Genomic DNA, 16,030 nt, shown 5'->3' on the forward strand with positions numbered 1-16,030 from the left:
CAGACGGCTGCAACCGTGTAAGCGCCAGCCGCGACGGACTCGACCTTGTACGCGCCGGATCCCGTGCCGCCACCGGCGCCGTAGCCGTGCTCGTCACTAATGGCCGCCACGAGGCGCTGTTGCCCTCAGGAGGGGTCAGCGCTCACACCGCTCGTCGGCGTGTGGCCTGCTCGCGTCTCGTCAGAGCAACCACCGCCGCACACAGGTTCGGGGGAGGCCCCACAGCGGTCGTATCCAGGCAACTCAGCGGTCACGGGGCTGGTCGTCGTGCGGATTACGATTGTGCAGCCATCGCGTTCGGCGCCGAAGTCGGACCGGCCGCATAGGGTCATGGAGTCGGACCGGCCGCATAGGGTCATGGAGAGCGGGAGGAACAGGATGCTGCGAGATCAACGACAACGCGAACATGACGCATGCCGGATCGTCGCCGCCCTGGATCTCGGGACAGTCCTCGGTGATGCCCGGTGACTGCGGAGCTGCACCCGATTCCTCTGTCGTTCCGCGACTCGGTGCCCGATCACCATCGGGTGTTCTGCCACTCGGGCGTCTTCGACGGCGCTGCGCTGACCGTCGTGTACGGGGTTGATTTAGCCGAACATCGCCGTCGTGTCCGGAGCGCTGTGTCTGCGGTGCCGGACGAACAACTGCTGGCGGCTGCGATGACGCTTCCAGACGATGATCTAGCTCCGGTTTCGCCGCGTTTCACCGCACTCCTAACTGGTCATGAAGGTCACACTGTTGCTGCTGTTGTCGCGGATCCCGCAGGCGAGGTGTGGGGGCGCCGTATTCTCGAGCCGGTGGTCGACGTGCTCGAGATCACAGCGGAGGCGGACAGCTGGACGCGTGGGTGTGCTGTCGCCCACGAGTGGGTCGGATACGGCCCACGCGTCGTTCGGGTTGCAGAGCAAGGTACTGCCGACTGGTCGATGCTAATGACCGAAGCCTCGCATTACGGCATCGGCATCGTCTGCGGCCTGCAGGACGATCGAGTCCTTGAACCGGCGCCCTTCAGGCCTCGCCGATGGACTGCGGCGAGATGGCGGTTCTCCGAGCTCGTATACGAGCAGTTCCTGCGCCTTCTCCCGGGCGGTCACCTCATTTGACCGGCTCTGCCCACACTTCGAGGTCATCCGCAATCGGCAGTGGCCGGCGGATGTGGGTCTCGAGCTGCGGGTAGGTGTCCAGCGCTCCCCTCACCTGATCGTCCCAGGCGGCGAGCCGAGCGCTGGGTGCGAGACCTGTGGTCGCGTCGTGCAGCCGCCCGATCTCCACCAGGTTGTGGAGGTGCCCGGTGTTCCGGTCTTCGTCCGTTCCGAAGAGGCGATCGATGGGCTGTCCGTCACAGACGACGCAGAAGCACACGAACGGTTCTGCTTCCGCGAACCACACCCGCCGCATCTGCTTGGTGCGGACGAACCGGAGCATGTCGCCAACGAGCATGTGTGGGGCCATGTCTGCAGGGTCGATGGCGCTTCCGCGGGTGCCGACCGGGTTGAGCCGGCGCACCGAGGGGTACGCGCCGATCGCTGAGGCGATCGCGCCGTGGGCGACGGCATCGAAGCCGAACATGTCGACCCGGTACGCGAGGACGGTGCCGGTCGTCTCGGTGATGAGTCGTCGGTATGCGCGCATGCGCTTGCGGCTCTCGAGCGGGTTCTTCTTGTCGGTGAAGGTCAACGCGACCGGGTGGCGGCTGCGGTCGATGACCTTCACGACCTGTCGGGCGTAGTCGGGGTTGCTCAGCCATCCTGCGCTCAGCGGCAGGGTGAACAGGACGTCGTCGCGGTCGATGGCGTTCGCTTCGCGGAGGGCGTTCTTGAGGGTGCGGGAGTCTCCCGCCTTGATCTGTCCGGTCGGGGTCATCGCCAACGCGCTTCCGGCCATGCGTTGCATGCTGAGGTGCCAGTCGAGGCTGGGAGGGATCAGTTCGTTCTCGTCTCGGTCGAGCTGGAACGGGGCGTCTTCAGTCGCCCAGTAGTTCCGCACGGCGGCGGGTTCCGCGATCATCGGTACCGTCGGGTGCTGCGATTGCAGACGCTGCACCCGTGACATGGCGTGAGCGCCGGCTGCGAAGACACCGCCGGTGTAGCGGGAGACAGAGTCCATCGCGTGGAGGACGTTGTCGCCGCAGACGTGGAATTGCCGGCCTGCGAGCAACTCGCGAGCGTCCTGTTCGATGGGACGTGGCGTGGGGCTCGCAGGAGCGAGCGCCGACAGTGCGGTGTTGTTGATGACTGAGAACTGGGTCGTCATGCGTGTTCCTCCATGAACGTTGATGAGAACTCCTGTGGAAGCATGTGTGCCTTGCGTGCAAGCTGATCGATCGTTGTTCCGCCGTCGAGGGCGGCGGCGATGGATTTCGTAAGTGCTTGAGGTTGTTCAATGGGGATCGGGTCTGGTTCGCGACGGTGCATCCCGGAGGTGCTGAGCCGGATGCTCCATTCACGGTAGGTCCGGTCGTCGATGAGCGCCTCGTCCTGGGCGCGACGGATCAGCGCAGCGAGTGAGATCTTCCACCGCCGTTTGAGGGGCAACAGCGTCTCCAGGCTCGGGTCTGCTGGCCACTCGACCCGCAGTTTTCGGCCTGGGAGGAGGAACTCGCCAGCGAAGGCGTCCGCTTGGCGTTCCTGCTCGTCACCGCCAGCGTCGTTGTGCATCACGGCGTGCCCGAGCTCGTGCGCGATCGTGAATCGCTGGCGCTCGGCGGGAACGTGTTCGCCGACGAGGACGACTGGCCGACCTTCGGCCGGCCACGTCGCGATTGCGTCGACCTGCAAGGACTCGAGGGGCCACCGCAAGACAGCGACGCCCGCAGCTTCGACTGTTGCGATCAGGTCAGAGATCGGGTCCTGACCGAGCCGCAGTTCGGAGCGCACGTCCTGGGCAACTTCCTGCGGCGTGACGAACCCATCTTCGAGGTCGTGCCGACGCAGCTCGGAGCGAGCGTGGCCGAGGATCGCGTCCGCACGTTGCTGCATCAGGGCCGCGTCTGCGCCGATCTTGGTGAGGGCGCCCTTCGGGGTCGACTTCTTCTTTCGGTGGAACACCCGAGCCGGAACTATCGCTGCCCGTGCCTCGAGGAAAGCCTCCACGGGTACACCGAGTGCGTCTGCAACGGCGGCCCAGCGCTCAGGATCGAGGTCGAGCAGACCGGTTTCGACCTTCGACAGGGTGCCTTGCGACACCCCGGATACCTCCGCGAGAGCAGTCTGCGTCAGACCTCGAGACAGCCTGACCGTCTCGAGGAGTGATGCGCGCGGGGAGAGGTCGTCCAGGACACCAGCATACACGCGGTTACGGAATATTCCGAGCGCATGGCGATTTTCGATGCACGCAAGGGAGGAGCGCCGGAAGGAGAGGCCCTGAGCGCTCCCTAGGCGCACGCAGTCTCTGAGGCGCCAGGAGAAGATCCCGTCCTGACGGAAAACAGCGTTGCTACCGGAGGGAGACCAGGACTCGGCGATGCCCTCGGCAGCTGAAGTGTGCCCGGATCGAATAGAGCTTCGACACAGTCTGTTGCACCTGGGCGGCACCTGCGCGTACGCAACGAAACTTGTCCTCCAACCCATCAGCGGTGCTGGCCAAGCAGCAATACTTGTCAAAAGCGAGGCCTTGGACAATATAGGCTGCGCGTTTGACATGTAATACCGGCAGCCACAACAACAACCGCCTACTGCGGCATGTCCACGAACCTCGAGAACATCCCGTGGAACGCCACCGTGATCGTGTCCGTCGGCCCGTTGCGGTGCTTCGCCACGATGAGGTCCGCCTCACCCTGCCGCGGGTTGTCCTTCTCGTACGCCGACTCGCGGTGCAGCAGGATGACCATGTCGGCGTCCTGCTCGATCGACCCGGACTCACGCAGGTCGGAGATCTGGGGCTTCTTGTCGGCACGCTGCTCGGGACCACGGTTCAGCTGCGACAGTGCGACGACGGGGACCTGGAGCTCCTTCGCCATGAGCTTCAGCGCACGTGAGAACTCGGAGACCTCTTGCTGGCGGGACTCGACCTTCTTGCCGGAGGTCATGAGCTGCAGGTAGTCGATGACGACCATGCGGAGGTTGTGCTGCTGCTTGAGGCGCCGGCACTTCGCCCGGATCTCGACGAGCGTCATGTTGGGGGAGTCGTCGATGAAGAACGGCGCGTCGTTGATCCGACCACGGGTCTGCGCGATGGTCGTCCAGTCGCGGGAGTCGACGGTGCCCTTGCGCATGTTCTGCAGGGGCACGCTGGACTCGGCGGAGAGCAGACGCATCGCGATCTCGGCGCGACCCATCTCGAGCGAGAAGAACGCGGCGGTCTCGTTGTGCTTGATGGCGGCCGCGCGGCAGAGGTCGAGCGCGAGCGTCGACTTCCCGAGGGCCGGGCGGGCGGCGATGATGATGAGCTGGCCGGGGTGGAAGCCGTTGGTGAGGCCGTCGAGCTGGGCGAAGCCGGTCGGGACACCGGTCATCTGCCCGTCGCGCCCCTTCGCGGCCTCGATCTCGTCGAGGGCGGCGGAGATGGCGTCGGTGAGGGGGACGTAGTCCTCGGTCTGGACTCCACCGGCGACGTTGTAGACCTCGGCCTGGGCGCTGTTCACGAGGTCGGTGACCTCACCCTCGGACGCGTAGCCCATCTGCACGATGCGGGTGCCCGCGTCGACGAGGCGGCGCAGCACGGCCTTTTCCGCCACGATCGCCGCGTAGTACCCGGCGTTCGCCGCGGTGGGCACCATGCTCGTGACGCTGTGCAGGTACTCGGCGCCGCCGGCGCGGGACAGCAGACCCGTCTTCGTCAGCTCGTCGGTGACGGCGATGACGTCGGTCGGCTCACCGTGCGAGTAGAGGGACAGGATCGCGTCGAAGATGACCTCGTGCTTGGGGATGTAGAAGTCCACGCCACGTGCGGTCTCGATGACGTCGGCCACGGCGTCCTTCGACAGGAGCATGCCGCCGATCGTCGACTGCTCGGCGAGCATGTCGTGCGGGGGAGTGCGTTCCGCGCCACCACGATCCGCGTAGTCCTGCGGCGCGGGTTCGAGATGCGCGATCGACACACTTGCTCCTCTTTGTTCAGTGGCGGCTCGTCCAGTGGCTGCGACGGGTCCGCCCGACGGCGGCCGTCACGAACCGACCGTCCCTGTTCTACCCCGGGCGACCGACATCGCCGAGTCGCTGGGCCAAGCTACGGGGACAGAGTTATCCCCAGCAAACGGCCCTGTGGATAACTCTGTGGAGAGCCTGCGGAACACGCCGGGATGGTGTGTGGACAACTGTGGACAGGGGTGTGGACAACTGGGCTGGGGAACACACTTTCGACCGCTTGACCTGGGGTTTCATGTTCCACACCATGTGTGGAGAAGTGGGGTTCAAGTACGCATTGAAGGTTGCCGATCCGACCGTTTCGCCTGTGTAAAAACAGTTGACAAACGGAAACCTGAGGACAACTTTCCCAAGCCGTTCCCAGCAAGCGCGAGCCTGTCTGAGAAGTAACCGGTCAGCGCGGGACGAGCCGCGCCTCCTGGGTCGGAACCGCCACCGACGACCCCGGAACGCGACGACGGGCGGGCCTCCCGGAGGAGACCCGCCCGTCGTGAGCGGAAGACCGCAGCCAGTGTTACTTGGCGGCGACGACCTGGAGCGAGATCACGGCAGTGATGTCCTCGCGCAGACGCACGGTGGCCTCGTGGTCACCGACGGTCTTGATGGTCGCGGGGACCTCGACCTTGCGCTTGTCGAGCGAGCCGACGCCCTGCGCCTGGACGGCGTCAGCGACGTCGCCCGGACGGACGGAGCCGAACAGACGACCGTCCTTGCCGGCCTTGACGGTCAGCTTGATGGTCGCGTTCTCGAGCTTCATCTTGAGGTCCTGTGCCTCTTCGATGGTGGCGAGCTCGCGAGCGGCACGTGCCGCACGGATCGACTCGACCTGCTTCTCGCCGCCCTTGGACCACGCGACAGCGAAGCCCTGCGGGATCAGGTAGTTGCGGGCGTAGCCGTTCTTGACGTCGACGACGTCACCGGCGGAACCGAGGCCGGAGACCTCGTGGGTGAGGATGAGCTTCGACATGTGTCGACCTCCGATCAGCGGCCGGAGCCGGCGTAGGGGAGGAGCGCCATCTCACGGGCGTTCTTCACGGCACGGGCGATGAGGCGCTGCTCCTGGACGGAGACGCCGGTGATGCGACGGGCGCGGATCTTGCCACGCTCCGAGATGAACTTGCGAAGGGTCGCGACGTCCTTGTAGTCGATGACGCCGACCTTGATCGACTTCGCGGGAGCGGCGTTCTTGCCGCCCTTACCGCGAGGCTTCCGGCGATCGCCGGTGCTCTTTCCAGCCATTGTTTGTCCTTAAGAAGTGGAAGTTGTGTCCGTTGAACCGCGGAGGATCAGAACGGGGTCTCGTCGTCGTACGTGCCGCCCGGGGTGCTCCACACGTCGTTCGACTGTGCGTTGCCGCCCTGCTGGCCACCCTGGGGGGACCAGGGCGCGTCCGACTGACCGCCGCCGTTGTTGTTCCAGCCGCCGCCGTTGCCGCCGTTGCCCGCCGGGGCGTTGCCGCCACCGACCTGGCCACGACCGCCGCCGGAGCCACCCGCAGCACGGGTGATCTGCGCGGTCGCGTAGCGGAGCGACGGGCCGATCTCGTCGACCTCGAGCTCGATGCTCGTGCGCTGCTGGCCCTCACGGTCCTGGTACGAGCGCTGACGGAGACGACCCTGCGCGATGACGCGCGAGCCCTTCGTCAGCGAGCCCGCCACGTGCTCGGCGAACTCGCGCCAGACGCTCGCACGGAGGAACAGCGCGTCGCCGTCCTTCCACTCGTTCGCCTGACGGTCGAACGTGCGAGGAGTCGACGCGATGGTGAAGTTCGCCACGGCGAGCCCGTTCTGCGTGTACCGCAGCTCCGGGTCCGCGGTGAGGTTGCCCACCACCGTGATGACGGTTTCGCCGGCCACGGGTTACTCGGCGCTCGCGGTCGCGGTTGCGTTGGCGGCCTTGCGGGCCGCGCGGGCCTCGTCGCGCTGCTTCTGGGCGGCGACCTGCGCGATGCCCTCTTCGGCGCGGAGGACCTTCGTGCGGAGCACGGCCTCGGAGAGGCCGAGCTGACGGTCCAGCTCCTTGGCGGCCTCGGGGGTGGACGTGAAGTCCACGACGGCGTAGATGCCCTCGGACTTCTTCGCGATCTCGTAGGCGAGACGACGACGGCCCCAAACGTCCACGTTGTCGACGGTGCCACCGTCGTTGCGGATCACAGCGAGGAACTTGTCCAGGCTGGGAGCGACAGTGCGCTCGTCGATCTCGGGGTCGAGGATCGCCATCAGTTCGTACTGGTGCATGCGGAACCCACCTCCTCTGGTCTCAGCGGCCCCGAGCAGTTCTCGGGGCAGGAGGGTTGATGCATGTGTCCTGCCACGCAGTGTGCGTGCGGACAACCCGGCAAGCTTAGCGGACGGCCTGGAGGCGCGCCACCGGCTGTGCAGAACCGATCGCGTCCGTCAGGCGGTCGCGTCGCGGGCGGCCCACCACTCGCGCAGACGCGCTTCGGCATCGTCGGACCCGAGGGGGCCCTCGTCCATCCGCACCTCGAGGAGGAAGCGGTAGGCCTCGCCCACGGCACGCCCCGGCGGGATGTCGAGGATGCGCATGATGTCGTCGCCGGAGAGGTCCGGACGGATCGAGTCGAGCTTCTCCTGCTCGGAGAGTTCCCGGATCCGGTCCTCGAGGTCGTCGTACGCGAAGGCGAGCCGGTCGGCCTTCCGGCGGTTCCGGGTGGTGACGTCGGAGCGGGTGAGCTCGTGCAGGCGTTCGAGCTGGTCGCCGGCGTCCCGGACGTAGCGACGGACGGCGGAGTCGGTCCACGCGCCGTCGGTGTAGCCGAAGAAGCGGAGGTGCAGCTCGATCAGGCGGCTGACGGCGGCGATGGTGTCGTTGTCGAAGCGCAGGGCACGGAGCCGCTTCTTCGCGAGCTTCGAGCCGACGAGGTCGTGGTGGTGGAAGCTCACGGCGCCGCCGGGCTCGAGCTTGCGGGTCGCCGGCTTCCCGATGTCGTGCAGGAGTGCGGCGAGTCGGAGCACCGTGTCGGGGGCCTCGCCGGGGTGCCGCTCGGCCTCGTAGCCGATCGCCTGCGTCAGGACCGTGAGGGAGTGCTCGTAGACGTCCTTGTGGTGGTGGTGCTCGTCGATCTCGAGCCGCATCGCCGGCAGTTCGGGGAGGAACCGCTCGGCCAGCCCGGTGTCGACGAGCAGCCGCACGCCGTCCACCGGTTCGTCCGTGTTCAGGAGCTTGACCAGTTCGTCGCGGACCCGCTCGGCGGAGACGATGTCGATCGAGTCGACCAGGTCCGTCATGGCCTCGCGCACCTCGTCCGAGACCGTGAAGCCGAGCTGCGCGGTGAACCGGGCGGCGCGCATCATCCGCAGGGGGTCGTCGCGGAAGGAGACCCGGGCGGCCTGGGGCGTGTGCAGGCGCTCGGCGAGGAGGTCCTCGACGCCCCCGTGCACGTCGACGAGCTCCCGTGCGGGCAGACGGAGCGCCATCGCGTTGACGGTGAAGTCGCGGCGGAGCAGGTCGTCCTCGATGGTGTCGCCGAACGCGACCTCGGGCTTGCGGGTCTCGCCGTCGTAGACGTCGCTGCGGTAGGTGGTGATCTCGACCTGCTCGCCGGCCACCCGCGCGGCGATGGTGCCGAACTGCCGACCGACGTCCCAGGTGTTGCTCGCGATCGGTCCGACGATCCGCAGGATGTCGTCCGGACGGGCGTCGGTGGTGAAGTCGAGGTCGGTGACCGCTCGCCCGAGGAAGGCGTCGCGGACGGGCCCGCCGACGAGGGCCAGTTCGTGTCCGGCGTCGGCGAAGGCCCGAGCGAGGATGGCGACGGGCTCGGTGGCGGCGAGTGCGTCGAGTCGCTCGACGGCCTGGGCAACGGACTGCATGACGGTCCTCATCCTCCCAGATCGCAGGCCTGAGTTCTCCACAACGTGCGCGCGCACGGGAGCGTTCATGGTCGGGCCTCATACACTCGTGGACGGCCCGAACCGACCCCGTGGCCCCTCCCGCATGCAGATCTTCCGCACCACGCTCGCCGCCGCCGCGTCGGCCCTCGTCGCGCTCGGCCTCGTCGTCGCGCCCGCTGCGGCCGACGGTGCACTCGCCACGACGGCCTCCACGACCACGACGCACGCCGCACACCCGGCGGCTGCCGAGCAGGGCCGGACGACGATCACGATCGCGCCGGCGAACCGCGGGATCGTCCAGCGCGACGAGGACCTCGAGCTCTCCGTCACGGTCACGAACGACACCGACGCGGACGTCCCCGCCGGCACCGCGGAGCTCGACATCTTCCGCTCCGTGAGCACGCGCGACGTCCTCTCCGACTGGCTCGCCGACACCAGCACGACCGGTTACCTCGGCGCCCCGATGGACTCCGTGGACGTCCCGGCGGTCCCTGCACACCGATCCGTCACGCTCGGCTCGGTGAAGATCGTCTCGGGCAACGTCGCCCTCGGCGGGTACTCGTCGTTCGGTGCCCGACGCATCGCCGCCGAGTACACGGCCGGTGACACCTACGCCGTGGCGCGGTCCGCGATCACCTGGTACCCCGAGACGGACCAGACGCCGGTGAGCGTCTCGGTCGCGATGCCCATCACCGTCCCAGCGACGAACCAGGGCGTCCTGACGGCCGGCGTCCTGGCCTCAGCGACCGCCGTCGACGGCACGCTCACCCAGCAGCTCGACGCCGCCGAGGACCACAACGTCGCCGTCGCGATCGACCCGCGGATCATCGCGTCCATCCGGATCCTCGGTGAGAACGCACCGTCGTCGGCGACCGCGTGGCTGGACCGGCTCGAGTCGCTCCGGAACGAGACCTTCGCGCTCCCGTACGCCGACGCCGACGTCACCGGCCTCCGGCAAGCGGGAGCCGACGGGGTCCTCTCGCCGATATCCCTCGACCAGGAGATCAAGCAGCAGAACTTCCCCGGCGCGTCCACCCCGACCCCGACCCCGACGGCGGACCCGCAGAGCCCGACGGCCGACCCCTCCGCCTCGACGTCACCGACCGACGACGCCACCGCCGATTCCGGGACGGACGACGAGGCACCCGCGACGCTGCCCACCACCGATTCCCTGCTCGACTTCCCCTACTCGATGGACGGGATCGCCTGGCCGTCGGACGGCACCGTCACCGCGGCGGACCTGCCGGCGCTCGCGAAGGCCGGTTCCAAGACGACGATCGTGTCGAGCGGCAACACGTCGGCCGGCGCGGACACGACGATCGCCGCGTCCGAGCAGATCGCCGGGCAACACGTCCTCGTGTCCGACCAGTCGATGTCCGCCCTGCTCCGCACCGCGGCGACCGCGTCGAGCCAGCAGGAGTGGTCGACGGCCATGTCCGAGCTCACCGCGACGCTCGCCACCTCCGCCCGGGCGGGCACCGCCGAGGCACCGATCCTGCTGACCCTCGGTCGCGACTGGCCGACGAACTCCGCGCGGCTGAGCCAGGCCCTCGACGCGCTCGAGGACACCGCCTGGGTCGCCCCGGCGGACCTCTCCACCGCGGCCTCCGCCACGGCCGGCTCCCTCACGCTGTCCGCCGGGACGAACGGCGACGCCCGCATCGACCAGCTGCAGCGACTGGTGGACGGCGAGCAGGACCTCGCCGGGTTCGCGTCCGCGCTGGACACCCCGACCGACCTGACCGCGCCCGCCCGACTCCGGCTGCTCGCCCTGGCCTCGAACGCCTGGCGCACCGACATGGGAGGCCTCGCGACCGCCGTCGACGCCCAGGTCGCGAACTGGGCGGGCAAGACCTCGCAGATCAGCATCCCCGACTCGAGCAGCCTCACCCTGCTCGGCGACCGGTCCTCGCTGCCGATCTCCATCCGGAACCGCTCCGACTTCCCGGTCACGGTGCTGTTGTCCGTGCAGCCGTCCAACTCCGCGCTGCGGGTGGTGCGGAACGACATCGAGGTGAAGATCCAGCCGGACTCCTCCACCCGCACGACGGTGCCGGTCCAGTCGGTCGCGAACGGCAAGGTCAACCTGACCCTCTCCCTCACGAGTCCGACCGGGGTGAAGATCGCGACCCCGGCCACCGTCGAGCTGAACGTCCAGGCGCAGTGGGAGACCGTGATCACCGCGGCCGCGGCGGTGGCGCTCGTCGCGATCTTCGGGTTCGGCATCTTCCGGAGCATCCGGAAGCGTCGCCGTCGCCGGAACGGCGACGTGGACGAGGACGACGACGAGGACCCGAACCGGCTGCTCGAGGTCCAGCCGGTGGTCGGTGGGGACCCCGTGCCCGCCGCATCGCCGCACGACGGGCGGGCACCGTTCCTCCAGTCCGACACCGCGGTGCGCGACGCACCGACAGCCGACCCCGAGGAGCCGACCATCAGCGCCACCCAGCCCGAGCCGTCCGTCGACGCGGAGCCGGCCGCCGAGCGCAGTCTCGGCCGTGCCAGCGCGATGCTCGCCGCCGGCACGATGCTGTCGCGCATCCTGGGCTTCGCGAAGACCTTCGTCCTCGCCTTCGCGATCGGCAACACCGGCTCCGACGCCGCGAACGCCTTCGGCATCTCGAACCAGCTGCCGAACAACATCTACGCGCTCATCGCCGGCGGCCTGCTGTCCGCCGTGCTCATCCCGCAGATCGTCCGGTCGATGAAGCAGCACACCGACGGCGGCGTGGCCTACGTCAACAAGATCGTGACGCTCGGCGGGTCGGTGTTCATCGTCATCGCGATCGTCGCGACGCTCCTCGCACCGTTCCTCGTCTCCGTGTACAGCCAGCAGGCGTCCGGCGACAGCAAGGGCTTCACCGACGCGCAGACCGACCTCGCCGTCGCCTTCGCGTTCTGGTGCCTGCCGCAGATCCTCTTCTACGCGATGTACTCGCTCCTCGGCGAGGTCCTCAACGCGAAGCAGGTGTTCGGGCCCTTCACCTGGGCGCCGCTGCTCAACAACGTCATCGCCATCGCTGGACTGATCGTCTTCATCGCGCTGTTCGGCGGTCGCGACGTCAACTCCTCCACCGAGGGGTGGACGGCGATCAAGATCGCCGTCCTCGCCGGCAGCGCGTCACTGGGCGTGTTCGCGCAGGCCGCCTTCCTGCCGTTCTTCTGGCGGCGTGCCGGACTGACCTTCCGACCGGACTTCCGCTGGCGCGGGGTGGGGCTGCGCTCCACCGGGACGGCCGCCGGGTGGCTCTTCGCGATGATCCTCGTGACGCAGCTCGCCGGCATCGTGCAGTCCCGCGTCGCATCGCTCGCCGGGGGCGCCGGCATCGCCACCCTCGGCACGACGTGGCTGCTGTTCATGCTCCCGCACTCGATCATCGCGGTCTCCATCGCGACGGCGTACTTCACGCGGATGAGCCACGACGCCGAACGCGGCGACCTCGGAGCAGTCCGCCGGAACCTCTCGCTCTCACTGCGGATCGTCGGCCTGTTCACCGTGTTCGCGAGCGTCGCGCTCATCGTGCTCGCGATGCCGTTCGCCCGGATCTGGGAGAACCGGTTCGACCACACCCAGGCGATGGCCGAGGTCCTGTGGGCCTACATGCCGGGTCTCGTGCTGTTCAGCATGCTCTTCATCATCCAGCGGGTGTTCTGGGCCCTGCACGACCACCGCACGCCGTTCCTGATGCAGTGCGTCCAGTCGGTGCTCTTCGTCATCGGCGCCCTCGCCGTCGCGACCTTCCCCGGCAACGTGATCGGCGTCTCGATCGCGGTGTGCACGACCGTCGCGGGGACCGTGCAGACGATCATCGCGCTCGTCCTCGTCCGCAAGCGTCTGAACGGCATCGAGGGGCCGATCGTCACCCGGTCGCACGTGCAGTTCGTCATCGCCGCGCTCATCTCCGGCGTCGTGGGGCTCGTCGTCGTCAACTTCTTCGGCGGCTTCTCGGCCGACGGGTTCGCGATGTCCGACGTCTCCGGCGCACTGATCACCATCGCCCTCACCGGCGCCGTGATGGTGCTCGTCTACTTCGGGGCGCTCGTCGTCGCGAAGAACGGCGAGATCCGGGGCGCGGTCGACATCCTGCGGAAGCGGCTCGGTCGCTGACGCGCTCCCGGGTGATGCGGAATGCCACGCCGGTAGCATGTGTTGACCCGGTCAGCTATCTACGGAAGGGCAGCGAGGCATGCGCCAGCTCATCATCATCGGTTCCGGCCCGGCCGGGTTCACCGCCGGCATCTACGCGGCACGCGCGGAGCTCAAGCCCCTGATCGTCGCCTCCAGCGTCGAGACCGGCGGCGAGCTCACGAAGACGACCGAGGTCGAGAACTTCCCGGGCTTCCCCGAGGGGATCCAGGGCCCGGACCTCATGATCAAGATGCAGGAACAGGCCGAGAAGTTCGGCGCCGAGGTCCTGTACGACGACGCCGTGTCGGTCGACCTCACCGGTGACGTCAAGAAGGTCACGGTCGGCTCCGGGGAGACGTACGAGGCCCTCGCGGTCATCTACGCGACCGGTTCGGCGTACCGCCACCTCGGCCTCGCCGACGAAGAGCGGCTGTCCGGCCACGGCGTCAGCTGGTGCGCGACCTGCGACGGCTTCTTCTTCCGCCAGAAGAACATCGCCGTCGTCGGCGGTGGCGACTCCGCGATGGAAGAGGCGACGTTCCTCACCCGCTTCGCCGACAAGGTGACGGTCATCCACCGCAAGGACACCCTGCGCGCGTCGAAGATCATGCAGGACCGGGCGATGAACGACCCGAAGATCGAGTTCGCGTGGAACAAGGAGGTCACCGGCATCACGGGTGACTCCGCGGTGACCGGCGTCACGCTGCGCGACACGGTGGACGGCACCGAGAGCGAACTTTCCCTCGACGGCCTCTTCATCGCGATCGGCAACGACCCGCGCACGCACCTGATCCACGGCCAGATCGACATTGCTCCCGAGGGGACGATCGCGGTCCAGGGCCGCTCCTCGAAGACGAACCTGCCCGGCGTGTTCGCCGCCGGTGACGTCATCGACCCGACCTACCGCCAGGCCATCACGGCTGCCGGCTCCGGCACCGTCGCGGCGCTCGACGCGGAGAAGTACCTCGCCGAGCTCGACGACGCCCTGACCGGCCCCGCCGAGGGCGTCACCCCGGAGTCGCCCGTCACGGTCGACGTCGAAGCCGCCCACGCCTGATCCACGGAATACCGCAGCGCCCCGGGCGTTGCACCCACTGATCGACTTCTCGAAGGAGCACACATGTCCAACGCCAAGGCAGTCACCGACGCCACCTTCTCGGACGAGGTCCTCAAGTCCGACAAGACGATCCTCGTCGACTTCTGGGCCGAGTGGTGCGGCCCGTGTCGCGCGGTCTCGCCGATCCTCGACCAGATCGCCGAAGAGCACGCCGGCAAGATCGAGATCGTGAAGCTCAACGTGGACGACAACCCCCAGTCGGCCATGAACTACCAGATCACGTCGATCCCGGCGATGAAGGTCTTCAAGGGCGGCGAGGTCGTCAAGACCGTCATCGGCGCGAAGCCGAAGCCGGCGCTCGAGGCCGACCTCGCAGAGTTCCTCGCGTAGGCACCTGCCCCACCGAGCGGCCCCGCACCCCACCGGGTGCGGGGCCGCTCGCGTTCCCGGGCCACGGGTTCAGGATCGGCCCCGTCGCGGGGCCCGGGTTTCCGGGGTCGATGTCGTAGTGTGGCGGGAATGTGAGTGGCGGGCAGGTCCCGCTGGAACGGAGCCAAGATGACGAACGGCAACAGCCTCGACCCCTGGTACGACTCCTACGCCCAGCGCACCGCCGGGCTGAGCGCCTCCGAGGTCCGAGCTCTGTTCGCCGTCGCGTCGCGGCCCGAGGTGGTCTCGCTCGCCGGCGGCATGCCGTACGTCTCCGCCCTGCCGCGTGAGCTCGTCACGGGCTCCCTCGACCGTGTCATGGCCGAGGATGCCGCCATGGCGCTCCAGTACGGCGGAGGACAGGGCCTGCGGTCCCTGCGCGAGCACATCGTCGACGTGATGAGCCTCGAGGGCATCCGTGCCAGCGCCGAGGACGTCGTCGTCACCACCGGTTCGCAGCACGCGCTGGACCTCGTCACCCGGCTCTTCATCGACCCGGGCGACGTCGTGCTCGCCGAATCGCCGTCCTACGTCGGCGCGATCGGGGTCTTCCGGTCGTACCAGGCCGAGACCGTGCACGTCACCACCGACGAGAACGGTCTCGTCCCCGAAGCGCTGCGCGAAGCGATCGCGAACCTGCGGACCCAGGGCAAGCGGATCAAGTTCCTCTACACGATCCCGAACTTCCACAACCCCGCCGGTGTGACCCTCAGCCGCGAGCGTCGCATCGAGATCCTCGACATCTGCCGGTCGAACAACATCCTCGTGCTCGAGGACAACCCGTACGGCCTCCTCTGGTTCGACGAGCCGGCGCCGCAGGCGATCCGATCGATCGACGAGGAGGGCGTGGTCTACCTCGGCTCGTTCTCCAAGACGCTCGCGCCGGGCTTCCGGGTCGGCTGGGCCCTCGCACCCCACGCCATCCGCGAGAAGCTCGTCCTCGCCAACGAGTCGGCCGTCCTCGCGCCGAACTCCTTCGGCCAGTACGTCGTGAACGCCTACCTCGACGCCGCGGACTGGAAGGGTCAGGTCGACACCTTCCGGGGCCTCTACGCCGAGCGTCGTGACGCCATGCTGTCCGCGCTGGGGGAGTTCCTGCCGGACCTGTCCTGGACGAAGCCGAACGGTGGGTTCTTCGTCTGGCTGACCCTGCCCGAGTCCCTCGACTCGAAGGGGATGCTGCCGCGGGCGGTGAAGGAGCTCGTCGCGTACACCCCGGGGACGGCCTTCTACGCCGACGGACGCGGCGGCGGTCACATCCGGCTGTCGTTCTGCTACCCGACGCCGGAGCAGATCCGCGTCGGCGTGAAGCGGCTCGCGAACGTCGTCAACGACGAGCTCGAGCTGGTCGAGACCTTCGGGTCCGCGACGCGGCCCAACGCGGTCGTCCGACCCGCATCGTCCGTCAGCGCTCCGCCGCCGAACATCTCCTGATCAGCACTTTTCACCGTTCCACCCGCAGTACCGGAGGTCCATC

13 protein-coding genes are annotated in these 16,030 nt (G+C 68.1%); 5 read left to right on the forward strand and 8 right to left on the reverse strand.

Features of this window, described 5'->3' with window-relative positions; all coding sequences use genetic code 11:
- Positions 1-464: 464 nt before the first annotated feature.
- Positions 465-1,103, forward strand: coding sequence for a hypothetical protein (locus tag BM028_RS18200; protein ID WP_139219774.1), 639 nt, complete (start codon positions 465-467; stop codon positions 1,101-1,103).
- Here the strand turns inward: BM028_RS18200 and BM028_RS07315 are convergent.
- From BM028_RS07315 to BM028_RS07350, 8 genes are all read right to left on the reverse strand, one after another.
- On the reverse strand, positions 1,096-2,253 hold the full coding sequence (locus BM028_RS07315) for a hypothetical protein (RefSeq protein WP_092385568.1): 1,158 nt from the start codon (positions 2,251-2,253) through the stop codon (positions 1,096-1,098). The two genes, BM028_RS18200 and BM028_RS07315, sit on opposite strands and share 8 nt — an antisense overlap.
- Complete coding sequence (locus BM028_RS07320) at positions 2,250-3,641, reverse strand: helix-turn-helix domain-containing protein (RefSeq protein ID WP_092385570.1); 1,392 nt, start codon at positions 3,639-3,641, stop codon at positions 2,250-2,252. Before BM028_RS07320 ends, BM028_RS07315 begins: the two co-directional genes overlap by 4 nt.
- Positions 3,642-3,670: 29 nt before the next feature.
- Complete coding sequence (dnaB, locus tag BM028_RS07325; RefSeq protein WP_070417481.1) at positions 3,671-5,038, reverse strand: replicative DNA helicase; 1,368 nt, start codon at positions 5,036-5,038, stop codon at positions 3,671-3,673.
- 560 nt (positions 5,039-5,598) lie between these two features.
- Positions 5,599-6,051 (reverse strand): 50S ribosomal protein L9, encoded by a 453-nt coding sequence (rplI, locus tag BM028_RS07330; protein WP_069712629.1) that lies wholly within the window; start codon positions 6,049-6,051, stop codon positions 5,599-5,601.
- Between the two features lie 14 nt (positions 6,052-6,065).
- Entirely contained in the window at positions 6,066-6,323 is a 258-nt protein-coding gene (gene rpsR / locus BM028_RS07335) for a 30S ribosomal protein S18 (protein ID WP_017887834.1), read from the reverse strand.
- 47 nt (positions 6,324-6,370) lie between these two features.
- The gene (locus BM028_RS07340; RefSeq protein WP_070417480.1) at positions 6,371-6,940 is read right to left on the reverse strand and encodes a single-stranded DNA-binding protein; all 570 of its coding nucleotides are present in this window, start codon (positions 6,938-6,940) and stop codon (positions 6,371-6,373) included.
- 3 nt (positions 6,941-6,943) lie between these two features.
- Positions 6,944-7,321, reverse strand: coding sequence for a 30S ribosomal protein S6 (gene rpsF, locus BM028_RS07345; RefSeq protein ID WP_070417479.1), 378 nt, complete (start codon positions 7,319-7,321; stop codon positions 6,944-6,946).
- Between the two features lie 159 nt (positions 7,322-7,480).
- Positions 7,481-8,917: a CCA tRNA nucleotidyltransferase gene (locus BM028_RS07350; RefSeq protein ID WP_092385572.1), complete on the reverse strand. Its 1,437-nt coding sequence runs from the start codon at positions 8,915-8,917 to the stop codon at positions 7,481-7,483.
- 124 nt (positions 8,918-9,041) lie between these two features.
- Between BM028_RS07350 and BM028_RS18760 the strand changes: the two genes are divergently transcribed.
- The 4 genes from BM028_RS18760 (at position 9,042) to BM028_RS07370 (ending at position 15,987) form a co-directional block, all read left to right on the forward strand.
- The gene (locus tag BM028_RS18760; protein WP_254789449.1) at positions 9,042-13,046 is read left to right on the forward strand and encodes a DUF6049 family protein; all 4,005 of its coding nucleotides are present in this window, start codon (positions 9,042-9,044) and stop codon (positions 13,044-13,046) included.
- Between the two features lie 79 nt (positions 13,047-13,125).
- Positions 13,126-14,124 (forward strand): thioredoxin-disulfide reductase, encoded by a 999-nt coding sequence (gene trxB, locus BM028_RS07360; protein WP_092385574.1) that lies wholly within the window; start codon positions 13,126-13,128, stop codon positions 14,122-14,124.
- A 63-nt stretch (positions 14,125-14,187) separates the two neighbouring features.
- Positions 14,188-14,514 carry a thioredoxin gene (gene trxA / locus BM028_RS07365; RefSeq protein WP_017887828.1) on the forward strand — a complete coding sequence of 109 codons (327 nt, stop codon included), beginning with the start codon at positions 14,188-14,190 and terminating at the stop codon, positions 14,512-14,514.
- A 168-nt stretch (positions 14,515-14,682) separates the two neighbouring features.
- Positions 14,683-15,987, forward strand: coding sequence for an aminotransferase-like domain-containing protein (locus BM028_RS07370; protein WP_071294222.1), 1,305 nt, complete (start codon positions 14,683-14,685; stop codon positions 15,985-15,987).
- Positions 15,988-16,030 lie beyond the last annotated feature (43 nt).

This window comes from Curtobacterium sp. YR515 (genome assembly GCF_900113095.1).
Taxonomy (GTDB): domain Bacteria; phylum Actinomycetota; class Actinomycetes; order Actinomycetales; family Microbacteriaceae; genus Curtobacterium.